The 16,094-nt window shown below is 70.7% G+C and carries 18 protein-coding genes; 14 read left to right on the forward strand and 4 right to left on the reverse strand.

What is annotated here, in order from left to right:
* Nucleotides 1–10 precede the first annotated feature (10 nt).
* Both resB and ccsB read left to right on the forward strand, forming a co-directional pair.
* On the forward strand, nt 11–1,801 hold the full coding sequence (gene resB, locus ABT084_RS15000; RefSeq protein ID WP_351042903.1) for a cytochrome c biogenesis protein ResB: 1,791 nt from the start codon (nt 11–13) through the stop codon (nt 1,799–1,801).
* A gap of 2 nt (nt 1,802–1,803) precedes the next feature.
* Nucleotides 1,804–2,886: a c-type cytochrome biogenesis protein CcsB gene (gene ccsB / locus ABT084_RS15005; protein ID WP_351043071.1), complete on the forward strand. Its 1,083-nt coding sequence runs from the start codon at nt 1,804–1,806 to the stop codon at nt 2,884–2,886.
* A gap of 71 nt (nt 2,887–2,957) precedes the next feature.
* Here ccsB and ABT084_RS15010 read toward each other — a convergent pair whose 3' ends face one another.
* Entirely contained in the window at nt 2,958–3,263 is a 306-nt protein-coding gene (locus ABT084_RS15010) for a PLD nuclease N-terminal domain-containing protein (protein WP_351042906.1), read from the reverse strand.
* Between the two features lie 88 nt (nt 3,264–3,351).
* On the opposite strand from ABT084_RS15010, the gene ABT084_RS15015 reads away from it, so the two are divergent.
* Genes ABT084_RS15015 through ABT084_RS15030 form a run of 4 tightly spaced genes read left to right on the forward strand, consistent with a single transcriptional unit; the run spans nt 3,352 to nt 6,916 of the window.
* On the forward strand, nt 3,352–4,809 hold the full coding sequence (locus ABT084_RS15015; RefSeq protein ID WP_351042909.1) for a menaquinone biosynthesis decarboxylase: 1,458 nt from the start codon (nt 3,352–3,354) through the stop codon (nt 4,807–4,809).
* A complete protein-coding gene (locus tag ABT084_RS15020; protein ID WP_351042912.1) occupies nt 4,806–5,279 on the forward strand; it encodes a hypothetical protein in 474 nt (157 codons plus the stop codon). The genes ABT084_RS15015 and ABT084_RS15020 overlap by 4 nt, the downstream gene beginning before the upstream one ends.
* Nucleotides 5,276–6,199: a menaquinone biosynthesis prenyltransferase MqnP gene (gene mqnP / locus ABT084_RS15025; protein ID WP_351042914.1), complete on the forward strand. Its 924-nt coding sequence runs from the start codon at nt 5,276–5,278 to the stop codon at nt 6,197–6,199. Before ABT084_RS15020 ends, mqnP begins: the two co-directional genes overlap by 4 nt.
* Before the next feature lie 21 nt (nt 6,200–6,220).
* Nucleotides 6,221–6,916, forward strand: coding sequence for a UbiX family flavin prenyltransferase (locus ABT084_RS15030; protein ID WP_351042917.1), 696 nt, complete (start codon nt 6,221–6,223; stop codon nt 6,914–6,916).
* Between the two features lie 16 nt (nt 6,917–6,932).
* Here ABT084_RS15030 and ABT084_RS15035 read toward each other — a convergent pair whose 3' ends face one another.
* The gene (locus ABT084_RS15035) at nt 6,933–7,067 is read right to left on the reverse strand and encodes a hypothetical protein (RefSeq protein WP_351042920.1); all 135 of its coding nucleotides are present in this window, start codon (nt 7,065–7,067) and stop codon (nt 6,933–6,935) included.
* Between the two features lie 130 nt (nt 7,068–7,197).
* On the opposite strand from ABT084_RS15035, the gene ABT084_RS15040 reads away from it, so the two are divergent.
* From ABT084_RS15040 to ABT084_RS15060, 5 genes are all read left to right on the forward strand, one after another.
* The gene (locus tag ABT084_RS15040; protein ID WP_330331057.1) at nt 7,198–7,653 is read left to right on the forward strand and encodes an Lrp/AsnC family transcriptional regulator; all 456 of its coding nucleotides are present in this window, start codon (nt 7,198–7,200) and stop codon (nt 7,651–7,653) included.
* 72 nt (nt 7,654–7,725) lie between these two features.
* Nucleotides 7,726–8,889 (forward strand): aminofutalosine synthase MqnE, encoded by a 1,164-nt coding sequence (gene mqnE, locus ABT084_RS15045; protein WP_351042923.1) that lies wholly within the window; start codon nt 7,726–7,728, stop codon nt 8,887–8,889.
* A gap of 178 nt (nt 8,890–9,067) precedes the next feature.
* On the forward strand, nt 9,068–9,376 hold the full coding sequence (locus ABT084_RS15050; RefSeq protein WP_351042926.1) for a DUF4229 domain-containing protein: 309 nt from the start codon (nt 9,068–9,070) through the stop codon (nt 9,374–9,376).
* A gap of 225 nt (nt 9,377–9,601) precedes the next feature.
* The gene (locus tag ABT084_RS15055) at nt 9,602–9,679 is read left to right on the forward strand and encodes a putative leader peptide (protein ID WP_330335068.1); all 78 of its coding nucleotides are present in this window, start codon (nt 9,602–9,604) and stop codon (nt 9,677–9,679) included.
* Between the two features lie 83 nt (nt 9,680–9,762).
* On the forward strand, nt 9,763–11,106 hold the full coding sequence (locus ABT084_RS15060; protein ID WP_351043074.1) for a dicarboxylate/amino acid:cation symporter: 1,344 nt from the start codon (nt 9,763–9,765) through the stop codon (nt 11,104–11,106).
* 73 nt (nt 11,107–11,179) lie between these two features.
* Here the strand turns inward: ABT084_RS15060 and ABT084_RS15065 are convergent, their stop codons facing one another.
* Both ABT084_RS15065 and ABT084_RS15070 read right to left on the reverse strand, forming a co-directional pair.
* Nucleotides 11,180–11,371, reverse strand: a complete 192-nt coding sequence (locus ABT084_RS15065; RefSeq protein ID WP_351042929.1) for a DUF397 domain-containing protein — start codon at nt 11,369–11,371, stop codon at nt 11,180–11,182.
* Nucleotides 11,368–12,225, reverse strand: coding sequence for a helix-turn-helix domain-containing protein (locus ABT084_RS15070; RefSeq protein ID WP_351042932.1), 858 nt, complete (start codon nt 12,223–12,225; stop codon nt 11,368–11,370). Before ABT084_RS15070 ends, ABT084_RS15065 begins: the two co-directional genes overlap by 4 nt.
* A 154-nt stretch (nt 12,226–12,379) precedes the next feature.
* Between ABT084_RS15070 and ABT084_RS15075 the strand changes: the two genes are divergently transcribed.
* The 3 genes from ABT084_RS15075 (at nt 12,380) to ABT084_RS15085 (ending at nt 15,963) form a co-directional block, all read left to right on the forward strand.
* Nucleotides 12,380–12,844 (forward strand): ATP-binding protein, encoded by a 465-nt coding sequence (locus ABT084_RS15075; RefSeq protein ID WP_351042934.1) that lies wholly within the window; start codon nt 12,380–12,382, stop codon nt 12,842–12,844.
* A gap of 292 nt (nt 12,845–13,136) precedes the next feature.
* The gene (locus ABT084_RS15080) at nt 13,137–13,973 is read left to right on the forward strand and encodes a helix-turn-helix domain-containing protein (RefSeq protein WP_351042937.1); all 837 of its coding nucleotides are present in this window, start codon (nt 13,137–13,139) and stop codon (nt 13,971–13,973) included.
* Between the two features lie 124 nt (nt 13,974–14,097).
* Nucleotides 14,098–15,963, forward strand: coding sequence for an AMP-dependent synthetase/ligase (locus ABT084_RS15085; RefSeq protein ID WP_351042940.1), 1,866 nt, complete (start codon nt 14,098–14,100; stop codon nt 15,961–15,963).
* Nucleotides 15,964–16,094 lie beyond the last annotated feature (131 nt).

Here is a 16,094-nt window from a genome sequence, read left to right on the forward strand (position 1 = left end):
CTACAAGCACATGAGTACGAGCGACAAGGCGCCCACCGCGGCGTCGGACCCCGAACACGACACGGCCGCCGAGGCCGCCGCCGTCGCGGCCGCCACGGCCGCGGCCGCGGAGGCCACGGACGCCGCCGCCGCGGCCCAGCTGTCCACGGCCCCGCTGGAGGATCCGCCGGCCGGCGGCCCCGCCGTCGGCATCGGTGTGCTCGGCTGGGCCCGCTGGTTCTGGCGGCAGCTCACCTCGATGCGGGTGGCGCTGATCCTGCTCTTCCTGCTGTCGCTGGGCTCGATCCCCGGCTCGCTGATCCCGCAGAACCGGGTCGACCCGATGAAGGTCGCGATCTGGAAGGGCAAGCACGAGTTCTGGGTGCCCGCCGCCGAGAAGCTCCAGCTCTTCGACGTCTACAGCTCGGTGTGGTTCTCCGCGATCTACATCCTGCTGTTCGTGTCCCTGATCGGCTGCATCGTCCCGCGCACCTGGCAGTTCGTCGGCCAGCTCCGCGGCCGCCCGCCCGGCGCCCCCCGGCGCCTGGACCGGCTCCCCGCGTACACGACCTGGCGCACCGAGGCGGCCCCGGACGAGGTGCTCTCGTACGCGAAGGAGATGCTCGGCGGGCGCCGCTTCCGGACCGCCGCCGACCCGGCCGGGAACGCGGTCGCCGCGGAGAAGGGCTACCTGCGCGAGGCCGGGAACCTGATGTTCCACATCGCGCTGATCGTGATGCTGATCGCCTTCGCCACCGGCCAGCTCCTCAAGTCCGAGGGCGGCAAGCTCGTCCTGCGCGGCAAGGGCTTCTCGAACACGCTCACCCAGTACGACGACTTCAAGTCCGGCAGCCTCTTCCGCTCGGACGACCTGCCGCCCTTCAGCTTCACCCTGGACCAGTTCGACGCGGAGTACGAGAAGAGCGGCCCGCAGAAGGGCACGCCGCGCGAGTTCAAGGCGTACATCACCTACAGCAAGGGCGCGCACGGCACCCCGGCGAAGACCGAGATCGAGGTCAACAAGCCGCTCGACGTCGAGGGGTCCAAGGTCTACCTGCTGGGCCACGGCTACGCGCCGGTCCTCTCGGTGACCGACCCGTCCGGCAAGGTGGTCTTCAAGGACGCCGTGCCGATGCTGCCGCAGGACGCGAACCTGACCTCCGCCGGGGCCGTCAAGGTCACGGACGGCTACCAGGACAAGAACGGCAAGAAGGAACAGCTGGGCTTCAACGCCCGCTTCGTGCCGACCTTCGCGGGCAAGGGCCAGGGCACGATGCTGAGCCAGTTCCCCGCCCCCGACTTCCCGGTCCTCGCGCTCAACGCCTGGCACGGCAGCCTGGGCGTGGACTCGGGGCTGCCGCAGAACGTGTACCAGCTGGACACGGCCAAGATGCAGCAGTTCAAGAAGGAGAACGGCGACCCGTTCTCCCAGCTGATGCTGCCCGGCGAGACGATGACGCTCCCCGACGGCGCGGGCACCGTGAAGTTCGAGGGCATCGAGCGCTGGGCCACCTTCCAGATCTCCCAGGAGCCGGGCACCGGCTACGCGCTGGGGGGCGCGGTGGCGGCCATCCTGGGCCTCGCCGGGTCGCTGTTCATCCAGCGCCGCCGGATCTGGGTCCGGGCGGTGACCGGCAAGGACGGCGTGACCGTCGTGGAGATGGCGGGCCTCGGCCGCAGCGAGTCCGCCCGGCTCCCGGAGGAACTCGCGGACCTGGCCGCCCGGCTGAACGAGCGGGCGCCCACCGCGCCCGAGCCCGAGCCGGCACCCGAGCCCGACAACAACCCTGTCGAAGCAACCGTTGAAGGAGAACGCGGATGACGCTGCTCGCAGCAGCCGCGACCAACACGAGCCTGGCCCACGCCAGCAACGTGCTGATCTATTCGTCGATGGCGGTCTACACGCTCGCCTTCCTCGCCCACATCGCCGAATGGGTCTTCGGCAGCCGCAGCAAGGTGGGCCGTACGGCCAACGCGCTGACGGCGGGCGCGGGCGCCGCGAAGGCCCCCGCCGTCCAGGTCCGCACCAAGGCCGGGGGCACCGCGGTCCTCGACAAGCCGCAGGTCGTCACCCGCTCCGCCACCGGCACGCGCGACGTGCCGGACGGCCCGGGCGCGGCGGGCGGCACGTTCCAGGGCGACCTGTACGGCCGGATCGCGATCTCGCTGACCGCGCTCGGGTTCCTGCTCGCGGCGGGCGGCGTGGTCAGCCGCGCCCTGTCGGTGCAGCGGGCGCCCTGGGGCAACATGTACGAGTTCTCGATCACCTTCGCCACGGTGGCCGTGGGCGCCTACCTGCTGCTGCTCGCGCTGGGCAAGAACGTCCGCTGGATCGGTCTGGTCCTGGTCACCACGGTCCTGCTGGACCTGGGCATCGCCACGACCTGGCTCTACACCGACAGCGCGCCGCTGGTCCCGGCCCTGCACTCGTACTGGCTGTGGATCCACGTCTCCACCGCGATCATCTGCGGCGCGGTCTTCTACATCGGTGCGGTCGGTACGGTCCTCTACCTGGTCCGCGACTCCTACGAGAGCCAGCTCGCCCAGGGCGGCAAGCCCGGCACCTTCCGCGCCTCGGTGCTGGAGCGGCTGCCCTCGGCGGCCTCGCTCGACAAGTTCTCGTACCGGATCAACGCGGCGTTCTTCCCGCTGTGGACCTTCACGATCATCGCGGGCTCGATCTGGGCGAACGCCGCGTGGGGCCGGTACTGGGGCTGGGACCCCAAGGAGGTCTGGTCCTTCATCACCTGGGTCGCCTACGCCTGCTACCTGCACGCGCGCGCCACGGCCGGCTGGAAGGGCCGCAAGGCCGCCTACCTGGCGCTCTTCGCCTTCGCGTGCTGGATCTGGAACTACTACGGCGTGAACATCCTGCTCAACGGCAAGCACTCGTACGGCGGGGTGTAGGCCCTCCGGCCGGGGCGCGCAGCCATGTGAAAGGGCCGGACCCCCGCGGGGGTCCGGCCCTTCGTCGTCGCCTACCCCTTGTCGGGGTCGTTCTTGTCCCGCTCCTCGCGCAGCGACTTCAGGAACTCCGGGTTGTCGTCCGGCGCGACCCACTGCGTCCGGCGCGCCCGGCCGCCGCCGAAGCCGCCGCCGGCCACGGCGCGCTTCTTCCCGGCGAACAGCCACACGACGGGGCCGACGATCGAGAACAGCAGGATGATGATCACCCAGACGACCTTCGGGAGGTGCTTGACCTCTTCTTCCGGGGTGTTCAGGCAGTCGATGAAGGCGTAGATGGTCAGCGCGATGATCAGCAGGAACGGCAGATAGCGCAGCACGGTGAGAGCCAGACCCCCAAGACGGTGGCGGAGCCGCGTCGGGCCCCGGTGACTCTCCCAGGGTAGTCCGTGGCCGATACTGGGTGGCATGGCTTACGACGATCTCCGCTCGCTGCTCCGGGCTCTGGAGCGGGAGGGCGACCTCAAGCGCATCAAGGCCGAAGTGGACCCGTACCTGGAGGTCGGGGAGATCGTCGACAGAGTGAACAAGGCGGGCGGGCCCGCGCTGCTCTTCGAGAACGTCAAGGGCTCGGCGATGCCGCTGGCCATGAACGTCTTCGGCACCGACCGCCGCCTCCTCAAGGCGCTGGGCCTGAAGTCCTACGCCGAGATCAGCGAGAAGATCGGCGGCCTCCTCAAGCCCGAGCTGCCGCAGGGCTTCATCGGGGTCCGCGAGGCCTTCGGCAAGCTCGGCTCGATGGTGCACGTGCCGCCGAAGAAGGTGAAGGGCGAGTCCGCGCCCGTCCAGGAGGTCGTCCTCACCGGGGACGACGTGGACCTGGACCGGCTGCCGGCCCTCTTCACGTGGCCCAAGGACGGCGGCTCCTTCTTCAACCTGGGGCTCACGCACACCAAGCACCCCGAGACGGGCGTGCGCAACCTCGGCCTCTACCGCCTCCAGCGCCACGACAAGCGCACCATCGGCATGCACTGGCAGATCCACAAGGACAGCCGCAACCACTACGCCGTCGCCGCCAAGCGGGGCGAGCGGCTCCCGGTCGCGATCGCCTTCGGCTGCCCGCCCGCCGTGACGTACGCGTCCACGGCGCCGCTGCCGGGTGACATCGACGAGTACCTCTTCGCCGGGTTCGTCGCGGGCAAGCGGATCGAGATGGTGGACTGCAAGACGGTCCCGCTCCAGGTCCCGGCCCACGCCGAGGTCGTCATCGAGGGCTGGCTGGAGCCGGGGGAGACGCTCCCCGAGGGCCCCTTCGGCGACCACACCGGCTTCTACACCCCGCAGGAGCCCTTCCCGGCCCTGAAGATCGACTGCGTGACGATGCGCAAGCGTCCGCTGATCCAGTCCATCGTCGTCGGCCGCCCGCCGACCGAGGACGGGCCGCTGGGCCGCGCGACGGAACGCTTCTTCCTGCCGCTGCTCAAGATCATCGTCCCGGACATCGTGGACTACCACCTGCCGGAGTCGGGCGGCTTCCACAACTGCGCGATCGTCTCGATCGACAAGAAGTACCCGAAGCACGCGCAGAAGGTCATGCACGCCATCTGGGGCGCGCACATGATGTCGCTGACCAAGCTGATCATCGTGGTGGACGCCGACTGCGACGTGCACGACCTGCACGAGGTCTCCTGGCGGGCGCTGGGCAATACGGACTACGCGCGCGACCTCACGGTCGTCGAGGGCCCGGTGGACCACCTGGACCACGCCTCCTACCAGCAGTTCTGGGGCGGCAAGGCGGGCATCGACGCCACGAAGAAGCTGCCCGAAGAGGGCTACACCCGCGACGGGGGCTGGCCCGACATGGTCGAGTCCGACCCCGCGACCGCGGCCCTGGTGGACCGCCGCTGGAAGGAATACGGACTGTGAGCCAGACCGCTGGGGGCCCCGCCCTCTTCATCGGTGACGAGACGGCGTACGTCGCCCTCGTGCGCCCCGAACTGGACCCGGCCGACCCGGACATCCGCGCGGCCGCCGCCGCGGCGGGCGTCACTCCGGAGGAGTTCGTGGGCCCGGGCACCATCTGGGCCCTGATGAGCGAGGACGCGAGCGGCGAGGGCGACGGCTTCGAGCTGCCCGGCCTGCGCGACATCGAGGCCGACGACTTCGCCGGGCAGCTGGCCGCCGGGCTGGCGGGCAGCGAGGCCTTCACCCTGGAGGCCGGTTCGGTGCTGCGCCTGGACGCCCGGCCCGCCGACGGCGACAGCTGGGCGGTGACCGCCGAGGTCACCCCGCCCGAGGGCCACGACGGCCAGGGCCCGCAGTCGCTGGACCTGGGACGCCTGGTCTCGGCCGCGCTGCTCGCCGACCTCGAAGAGTTCCGGAGCAGCCTCGCATGATGACCACCGCCGACGGAGTGGTCGGACCGGGCCCCGCGCCGCGGCCCACCGGCAAGGTGAAGGCGTTCCTGCGGCTGGTGATGATCGAGCACTCGGTCTTCGCGCTGCCCTTCGCCTACATCGCCGCGCTCACCGCGATGTTCCAGCTGGACCGGCAGGTCCACTGGCTCAAGCTGCTGCTCGTCACCGTCGCCATGGTGGGTCTGCGCACCTTCGCGATGGCCGCCAACCGGATCATCGACCGCGAGATCGACGCCCGTAACCCGCGCACCGCGGGCCGCGAGCTGGTGACCGGCGCCGTCTCGGTACGGTCCGCCTGGACCGGGGCCGGCATCGCGCTGGCGGTGTTCCTCGGGGCGGCGGCGCTGCTCAACCCGCTGTGCCTGGCGCTCGCGCCCATCGCGGTGATCCCGATGGTGGTGTACCCGTACGGCAAGCGGTTCACGAACTTCCCGCACGCCATCCTGGGCCTGGCCCAGGCGATGGGTCCGGTCGGGGCCTGGCTGGCGGTCACCGGCGAGTGGTCCTGGGACGCGGTGGTCCTCGGGCTCGCGGTCGGCGTGTGGATCGGCGGCTTCGACCTGATCTTCGGCTGCCAGGACGTGGCGGCCGACCGCTCCGAGGGCGTCAAGTCCGTCCCGGCGCGCTTCGGGGTCCCGGCGGCTTTGTGGGGGGCGCGAGTCTGTCATGTCGTGACCACCGGGCTGCTCGTCTGGTACGCGCTGGCGACCGACGCGGGGGCCTTCTTCTGGACCGGGCTGATCGTCGTGGTGGCCGCCTTCGGCTACGAGCACTCGATCGTGACCCCCAAGGACCTGTCCCGGCTGAACCGGGCCTTCTTCACCGTCAACGGCTTCATCGGGATCGCGCTGTTCGTGTGCGCGCTGGGCGACCTGATGGTGCGGGGGCTGACGCCGTAAGTCCCGGATAGGCTCGGACGTATGAGTGACGGCAAGCGCACCCCCTGGGTGGTCGGGGTTTCGGGGGCGTCAGGCACGCCGTACGCGGCGTCCGTGCTGCGGGGGCTGCTCGCGGCGGGGGAGAGCGTGGACCTGGTGGTCAGCCGGTCCGCGCGGCTCACGCTGCTGGACGAGACCGGGATCGCCTTCCGCGACGCCCATTGGCGCGACGATCTCGCGCAGTGGCTGGAGCGGGGCGCCGACGGGAAGCCGGGCACCTTCGCCGGCTTCGACCGGGCAGGCGCCCTGGACGCGGTGCGGTACTGGAACGCCGGGGACCTGGCGGCCGGGCCGTCGTCCGGCTCGTATCCGGTGAAGGGGATGCTGATCGTGCCCGCGTCCACGGCATGCGTGGCGGGGGTGTCGCTGGGGCTGTCGAAGGACCTGCTCCAGCGGGTGGCGAGCGTGACGCTCAAGGAGCGGCGCACGCTGGTGGTCGTGGTGCGGGAGACCCCGCTGAGCGGCCAGACGCTCAAGGCGCTGGTGGCGCTGGACGAGGCGGGCGCAGTGGTGCTGCCCGCCTCTCCGGCGTTCTACGCGGGTGCGACGCACATCCAGGATCTGGCTGACTTCGTCGCGGGGCGGGTGCTGGACGCGGCAGGGGTGCCGCATCGGCTGTACCGCCGTTGGGACGGGGAGCTGGGCGCGGCCCGTGCTCCCGGTGCTGGTGAGGACTAGCCCGGGCGGACCGGAACTAGCGCTTCTTGGCGCCGAACGACTTGCGGGTCTTGTCGACACGCAGGGCTGCGGCGGGCTGGTGGGCACGGGATCGGTTGGCCAGCTCCTGGAGCTGTCGCATCTGCGCGTAGGCCATCTCGATCGTGTACACGGTGAACCACTCCTGAAGATCGTCAGATCGTCGTTGATCTGTTGAAAGATTCACAGGGTGTCGACCCTGTGTGCCTTAGATTCTATACGTAAACTTGCGGGAACGCCGAATAATGGAAGGCTCCAGGTATATGGACACCGTGGACAGGCAGCTCATCCAGGCCCTCCGGGAGAACGGCCGTGCCTCCTACGCGGAGCTGGGCCGGCTCGTGGGCCTCTCCGGCCCCAGCGTCACCGACCGGATCAACCGCCTCGAGACGGCCGGTGTGATCACCGGCTACCGCGCGACCGTGGACGCGGCCTCGCTCGGCCTCGGCGTCACCGCGCTGATCGGCATCTCGCTCTCCGACGCCGCGGACCACGAGGACGTCGCCCGGCGGCTGCGCGACCTCGCGGAGATCGAGGACTGCTGGTTCATCGCCGGCGACGACTCCTTCATGCTCAAGGTGCGCGCGAACGACGTGGACGGCCTGGAGAAGATCATCCGCAGGCTGTCCGGCACCAAGGGCGTCTCGCGGACCCGCACCACCATCGTGCTCTCCACCAAGTGGGAGAACCGGGTCGGGGAACTTCCGGAAGAGCACTGAGAGTACGGTGGGTCGGGGTTTGGCAGGACAGGTACGCACGTAAGCAGGACAGACACAGGAGGCGACCGGCACATGGACGCTGGGCTCAAGCGCGAGCTGGAGGAGAAGGTCCGCTCCGGCGAGCGGCTGACGCGTGAGGACGGCATCGCCCTCTACGAGTCGGACGATCTGGCCTGGCTCGGTGGCCTCGCCCACGAGGTGCGCACCCGTAAGAACGGCGACGTGGTCCACTTCAACGTCAACCGTCACCTCAACATGACGAACGTCTGCACCGCCTCCTGCGCGTACTGCTCGTTCCAGCGCAAGCCGGGCGAGAAGGACGCGTACACGATGCGCATCGAGGAAGCCGTCCGTCTCGCGAAGACGATGGAGAACGAGAACCTCACCGAGCTGCACATCGTCAACGGCCTGCACCCGACCCTGCCGTGGCGGTACTACCCGCGCTCGCTCTCCGCGCTGAAGGAGGCGCTGCCGAGCGTCTCGCTGAAGGCGTTCACGGCGACGGAGATCCACCACTTCGAGACGATCTCCGGTCTCTCGGCGTCCGAGATCCTGGACGAGCTGATCGAGGCCGGCCTGGAGTCGCTCACCGGCGGCGGCGCGGAGATCTTCGACTGGGAGGTCCGGCAGCACATCGTCGACCACCAGACCCACTGGGAAGACTGGTCGCGCATCCACCGCCTCGCGCACGAGAAGGGTCTCAAGACCCCGTGCACGATGCTGTACGGGCACATCGAGGAGCCGCGCCACCGCGTGGACCACGTGCTGCGCCTGCGCGAGCTGCAGGACGAGACCGGCGGCTTCCAGGTCTTCATCCCGCTGCGCTACCAGCACGACTTCGTGGACATGAAGGACGGCAAGGTCCGCAACAAGCTCCAGGCGCGGACGACGATGGCGACCGGCGCCGAGGCGCTGAAGACCTTCGCCGTCTCGCGGCTGCTCTTCGACAACGTCCCGCACGTCAAGGTCTTCTGGGTGATGCACGGCGTGCAGACCGCCCAGCTGGCGCTCCAGCACGGAGCGGACGACATGGACGGGTCGGTCGTCGAGTACAAGATCACGCACGACGCGGACAACTACGGCACGCCGAACAAGCTGGGCCGTGACGACCTGCTGGAGCTGATCCGGGACGCGGGCTTCCGCCCGGTCGAGCGCAACACCCGTTACGAGATCATCCGGGAGTACCCGGGCCCGGACGCGGGGCTGCGCGACGAGCCGCAGGCGATGCGTCTCTGATCCCCGGTCGTTTCGGTTGAGGGGAAGGCCCCGGTCCCGTGGTGGACCGGGGGCCCCGGCGGGCGGGGCGGGGGGCGCGGCATGCTTCACTGGACGGGCACGTCGGGGCGTACGCGACGTCACGGACGACGTTCACAGACGACGTAGACAGACGACGTAGACAGAGAGAAGGGTCACCGTGTCCCTCAAGCCGAGCGCAACGATCCGCTACACCACGATGCGGCTGGCCATCTTCGTGGGCTGCTTCGTCGTCGTCCTGGGCCTGGTCAAGGTCGGGGTCGTGCCGTCCTCCCTCGGTGACGCCAACCTCGCCTGGGTCGCGCTGCTCGCGCTGGTGCTCTCCGCGCCGCTCTCCTTCGTGCTGCTGCGCAAGCAGCGCGACGTGATGTCCGAGCAGATCTCCGGCCGCATCGCGGGCGCGAAGGAGCGGCTCGCCGCGGACCGTGCGCAGGAGGATGCGGCGGACGACGCCGCCCGCGCGCACTGACCCCTGCTTTCACGAGCGACTTTCGCTGAAGCGCCCCAACTCCCGGGATGACCCCCGGGAGCGGGGCGCTTCGGCGTTCCCCGGCGGGGGGCTCGCGCGTCCCGTCCCGTCCCACGGCCCGTTGCACGTTCCGCGTCATGGATGGTCAAAGCACTCCTTTGAGATTCTCAAAGGATAAGTGTTAGCGTGTTCAACATGTCGACCTCGGTTGCGCCCTTCGAAGCCATGAGCACCCTGCTCGTGGCGCGCCTGCACGTCGACCTCTGCCGCCGCGCGTCCGCGGCCTGTTGCTGCTGTCGCTGATCCAGCAGACGCACGCAGCAGCGGTCCCGGCCGGCCACTTCCGGCTGCCGTACCGCATCACCACCACCCTCCGGAGAGTGTCCGTGTCCGCGACCCCCGCGACTCCCGAGGCCCCCGCCAAGGCCTCCTTCAAGTTCCCCTTCTGGGCCCAGATCGTCACCGGTCTCGTGCTCGGCGTGCTGTTCGGCTGGCTCTCGCGCAGCCAGGACATCAGCTGGCTGGCCACCACCCTGGAGAAGGTCGGCGACATATTCGTCCAGCTCCTGAAGCTGGCCGTCGCCCCGCTCGTCTTCTTCGCGATCCTCGTGTCGGTCACCAACCTGCGCAAGGTGAACAACGCCGCCCGCCTCGCCTCGCGCACGCTGCTCTGGTTCATGATCACCTCGCTGATCGCGGTCGCCATCGGCCTCGCGATCGGCCTGCTGACGAACCCGGGCTCGGGCACCGGCCTCACCGCCGCCGACGGCAAGGAGCCCAAGCGCCACGGCTCCTGGATCGACTTCCTGACCGGCATCGTGCCGAACGACATCGTCACGCCGTTCACCGAGCTGAATGTCCTCCAGATCGTCTTCCTGGCCGCCGTCGCCGGTATCGCCGCCCTCCAGCTCGGCTCGAAGGCCCAGCCGGTGCTGACGCTCGCCGAGTCCGTCCTGGAGCTCCTCCAGAAGGCGCTGTGGTGGGTCATCCGGCTCGCCCCGATCGGTACGGTCGGCCTCATCGGCACCGCCATCGCCAGCTACGGCTGGGACCTGATCGGCAAGTACGCCGTCTTCACCGCCGACGTGTACATCGGCTGCGCGCTCGTGCTGTTCGGCGTCTACCCGCTGCTGCTGGCCACCGTCGCCAAGGTCAACCCGGTCCAGTTCTTCAAGGGCGCCTGGCCCGCGATCCAGCTGGCCTTCGTCTCGCGCTCCTCGGTCGGCACCATGCCGGTCACCCAGAAGGTCACCGAGCGGCTCGGCGTCCCGAAGAACTACGCGTCGTTCGCCGTCCCGTTCGGCGCCACCACGAAGATGGACGGCTGCGCCGCGATCTACCCGGCGCTCGCCGCGATCTTCATCGCGCAGATCTTCGACGTGCCGCTGGGTGTCGGTGACTACCTGCTGATCGCGTTCGTCTCGGTGGTCGGATCCGCCGCCACCGCAGGTCTGACCGGCGCGACCGTGATGCTGACCCTGACCCTGTCGACGCTGGGCCTGCCGCTGGCGGGCGTCGGCCTGCTGATGGCGATCGATCCGATCCTGGACATGATGCGGACCGCCACCAACGTGGCCGGACAGGCACTGGTCCCGGTCATCGTCGCCGCCCGCGAGGGGATCCTGGACCGTACGGCCTACGCCAACGCCTCGTCGTCCCCGCTGGACGAGACCGAGACCCCGGCCGAGCCCGCTGCGGCCGCCGAGGCGAAGGTCCCGGTCGCCGCCTGACCGTACGGCCCCACGCCCGTACGCACACTCATCGCAGCCCCCGCCCCCGTCCGGGCGGGGGCTGCGGTGTGTTTCAGCGGCGGCCGGTGTGGGTCACGAAGCCCGCCCAGGCGTGCGGGGTGAAGGCGAGGTGGGGGATGCGGGTGTCCTTGGAGTCGCGGACGTGGACGGTGGCGGGGGTGGCGGCCACCTCGACGCAGGAGTCGCCCTCACTGCCGTCGCTGTAGCTGCTCTTGAACCAGTGCAGCTCGGGGTCGTAGGTCATGTCTCTCCCAGCAGTTCCTCGATGAAGCTCCGCGACTCCATGGGCGTGAGCGCTTGGGCCCGGATCATGCCATAGCGCATCTCGAGGACCTGGAGTCGCCTCGGATCGGAAACCGGCCGACCACCGAACGCGCCTTCCGAGCGGCCGACAGCCGTGCCGTCTCCGAATTTCAGCACCTCGATCCCGCCGTCCATGCCTGCATGGACCTCGCGATCGATCGGCATCACTTGGAGGGCTACGTTGCGCAACCGAGCCACGTCCAGCAGGCGTTCGAGCTGTTGGTGCCACACCATTGTGCCCCCGATGCGGCGGCGCAGGGTGGCCTCTTCCTGGACGATGCTGAGCGAGGGCGCGGGCTGCCGGTCGAAGATGGAGCGCCGCGTCATGCGTGCGGCCACGAATCGCTCCACCTCCTCCTGCCCGTAGGCCGGTTGACGCATCTCGAAGAGCGCCCTGGCGTAGTCCTCCGTCTGTAGAAGACCGTGTATCCCGTGGATGCGGTACGCCCCGATCTCGACGGCCCGGCCCTCCAGCTTCGCCAGGTCGCGGACCTTCTTCGGGTAGCGGACCTGTTCCATGTCCGCCTTCATCGCGGCGATCTTCCCGCCCGCCCGCAGCGTCTCGTCCGCCCTGTCCAGGTATTCGGGACGCGGGATCCGTTTGCCCGCCTCGACCTTGCGCACCAGGTCCTCCCCGTACCCGATGGCCGTTCCGAGGTCGGCGGCCCGCAGGCCCGCTTCCTCCCGCCAGGCCCGGAGCTGGCGTCCGAGCGCGGCCAGTACCGCGACCCCCTGCTCGTCCTCGGGGTCGACGTCCCAGCCCGCGTCTTCCGTACCGCCACTGTCCACGCTCATGAGCGCCCGCCTCCGACGTACCGATGTCCTCGACGCCCTCTGCCCGGCGGCCGGACAGGACAGCCGGGACAGCGCCGGACAAGAGCCGGACAAACGCGGGACGCAAGGGCGTTGCCGCTTCTCACGGTATGCGGCGATCGCCACGCTGAGTGACGTGAATACTCAAATCTGCGACCCCGCCCGCCATTTCGCCGTCCGGCTCCCCGCCACGCCCCGTGGCGCCCGCCGGGCCCGGCTGCTCGCCGTCGAGCGGATCGCCGCGTGGGGGCTGCCGACGGAGGGCGCCGCGCTCGTCGTGGCCGAGCTGGCGGCCAACGCCGTGACCCACGGGCGGGTGCCCGGCCGGGGGTTCCGGGTGGTGCTGGCGCTGGGGCGCGGCGTGCTGCGGATCGAGGTGGTCGACACCCGGGGGGACCGGAGCCCCGGTATCCGCGACGCGGACGGGTGTGCGGAGACCGGCAGGGGGCTGGTTCTGGTGGCCGCGATCGCGGATCGCTGGGGGGTGGATCCGGGGCCCGCACCATGCAAGGCGGTGTGGGCGGAGCTGGCGGTCGCCGGACTTGCGGACCTCCGTGACCTGGGATTCCGCGACCCGGCCGGGGCAGACGTCAACCCGTGAAGAACCGGGGTAAGAACCAACCGACCCACCCCTCCGGCTCCCCGTCGGCCCCGCTCACTCACACGAGTGAATTGTGCCAACTGCATTGGAATCGCGGCGGGTTGTCGGGCATATGCTCGCCCCACAACATCAGACATGAGACGGCCCCCGCCGGGACTGGCATCCCGAACGAGGGCCTGACCAACAAGGAAGTAGACGCTTCCCCATGGCTTCAATGCACCCTAGCGCGCCCTCGCGCGCGTCGTCCCGTGTTCACGCCGGGACCGCCCGATCAGGTCTCGTCCACGTCAACGTGCGGCACGCCACCCACTACGTCGTGGTGGGCAACCACCTCGCCCAGCACCCCGAGATGTCGCTGGTCGCGATCGGTCTCGCCACCCACCTCCAGTCGCTGCCCGAGGGTGTGCGCGTCGGCATCAGGCGGCTCGTCGAGCGGTTCCCCGAGGGGGAGGTGCGGATCGGCGCGGCCCTGCGGGAGCTGGAGAAGTACGGCTACCTGGAGCGCGTCCGCGTGCGGTTGGAGACGGGCCGGTTCGTCACCCGCACGGTGTCCTACAACCACCCGCGCGGGACGTCCCCCGAGGGCCCGGCGCCCGAGCCGGACCCTCCGGGGGGCGGCGGGCCGGAGCCGGTGCCCGATCCGGAGCCCGTGCCTGACCCGGAGCCCGTAGCCGCCCCCGATCCGGACACGGCCCCCGGACCCCGCCCGGAGCCCGACCCCGTCGCCCCGCCGCGCAGCGACCCCGCCCCCTCCGGGAAGGTCCGGCAGGATGCCTTCGACCTGCTCGCGCGGCTGCGGCTCGACGATCCGCGGCTGCTGCTGTCGGACCGCGCCGTCCGGCAGCTCGCGCCGGAGGCCGCGGAGTGGCTGGAACGTGGCGCCGAGCCCGAGGCCGTACGCCGCCTGCTGGCCATGGACCTGCCCCCCGACCTCCGGCACCCGGCGGCCCTCGTCGGGTACCGGCTGAGGACCCTGGCCCCGCCGCCGCTCCCGGCGGCCCGGGCTCCGGGGCCGGTCGTACGGCCGCACCCGTTCCAGACGTGCGACGGCTGCGACCGGGCCTTCCGCGCCCCCGGGCCGGGCCGCTGCCGCGACTGCCCGTCGGGGCCGGAGGCGATCGCCGCCTGACCTGCACGAGTGCGGCGGTGGCGTGGAGCGTCGGTGAAAAAGCTGGTCAGGGGCTGGCCGGGCACGATTGGCGGTGCGTAAATTACCGGCGGTAACACTCGTGCCGGGCTGAGGAGCATGCACCGTGGAAGCCGAGCAGCAACAGTCCCCGCGGCTGGTCGAACCCCACAAGACACTGATCGGCGGGGTCGTCCGGGAGGTCTCGGTCCCCGCGCTCGTCGGAGTCTCCCCCCGCGGACACCTCGGGGACATCCCCTTCGACAACGCCCGCCAGGCCCCCGGCGAGCCCGTCCTGGCCCGCAAGGACCGCGACGGCGTCTGGCACGACGTGAGCGCCGCCACGTTCGCCGCCGAGGTGCTCGCCGTCGCCAAGGGCCTGATCGCCGAGGGCCTCCAGGCCGGCGACCGGCTCGCCATCATGGCCCGCACCACCTACGAGTGGACCCTGCTGGACTTCGCGGGCTGGGCGGCCGGGCTCGTCACCGTACCCATCTACCCCACCTCCTCCGCCCACCAGGCCCGCTGGATCATCCAGGACTCCGGCGCCGTCGCCTGCGCCGTCGAGGACACCGCGCAGGCCCGGGTGATCAGCGGCGAGCGCGTCGCCCTGCCCGGCCTCGCGCACCTGTGGGAATTCGACACCGGGGCCATCGCCCGCCTGATCAAGGCCGGGGAGGTGATCCCGGACGCGCTCGTCCACGCGCGCCGCGAGCGCGGCGGCCCCGACACCGCCGCCACCCTGATCTACACCTCCGGCACCACCGGGCGCCCCAAGGGCTGCGTCCTGACCCACGGCAACTTCCTCGCCGAGGCGGACAATTCGGTCGCCCTGCTGCACCCCGTCTTCACCTCGGTCAGCAAGGATCCGGCCTCGACCCTCCTCTTCCTGCCGCTCTCCCACGTGTACGGCCGCGCCGTCGCCATCGGCTGCCTGCGCGCCCGCGTCAAACTCGGCCACGCCCCCAGCATCCAGACCGACGAGCTGCTGGCCGACCTCGCGGGATTCCGCCCGACCTTCCTCCTCGCCATCCCCTACGTGCTGGAGAAGGTCTACAACACCGCCCGCGCCACCGCCGAGCGGATGGGCCGCGCCGCCTCCTTCGACCGGGCCGCGCGCATCGCCCGCAGCTACGGCGAGGTGGTGGAGGGCAAGTCCCCGGGGATCGGGCTGCGCGCCGCCCGGGCGCTCTACGATCCGCTGGTCTACCGCCGGATCCGGGCCGCCCTCGGCGGCCGGGTGCGCTACGTCCTGAGCGGCGGCTCCCCGCTCGGCCGCCGCCTCGCCGCCTTCTACACGGGCGCGGGCATCGAGGTGTTCGAGGGGTACGGGCTCACGGAGACCACCGGGGCCAGCACGGTCACGCCCCCGCTGCGGCCCCGCCTCGGCACGGTCGGCTGGCCGCTCCCCGGCACCGCCGTGCGCATCGCGGACGACGGCGAGGTGCTGCTGGCCGGCCGGCACGTCTTCGCCGGGTACTGGAACAGCGGCGCGGGCCAGCCCCAGGGCAGCTGGTTCGCCACCGGGGACATCGGCGAACTCGACGCCGACGGGTACCTGACGATCACCGGCCGCAAGAAGGACATCATCATCACCTCGGGGGGCAAGAACGTCGCCCCCGCGCCCCTGGAGGACTGGCTGCGCGCCCACCCGCTCGTCGGCCAGTGCATGGTGGTGGGCGACAACCGCCCGTACGTCACCGCGCTGATCACCCTGGAGCCCGAGGGGCTGGCGCACTGGCGGCAGATGCACAAGAAGCAGCGGACGCCGCTCCCCGAGCTGGTGCGCGACGAGGAGCTGCACGCCGATCTGCAGAAGGCGGTGGACGAGGCGAACAAACTGGTCTCGCGTGCCGAATCGATCCGCCGCTTCGCGGTGCTGCCCGCCGATTTCACCGAGCAGCGCGGCCACCTCACGCCCTCGATGAAGATCAGGCGGTCGGCGGTGGCCCGCGACTACGCGCGGGAGATCGAGGAGCTGTACCGGAAGTAGGCGCTCCGGCGTGAGCGGGCGGGACCGGAGCGGCCCGCTTATGGTGGTCCGGGGGCAGCCGCCGAGGAGGGCGCCGTGCACCGGTCCCGTACCCGTACCCCTTCGCGCCGTACCGCCTCCTGTCGTACCCC

It is taken from the genome of Streptomyces sp. NPDC002138, from assembly GCF_040296485.1.
Classification (GTDB): Bacteria; Actinomycetota; Actinomycetes; order Streptomycetales; family Streptomycetaceae; genus Streptomyces.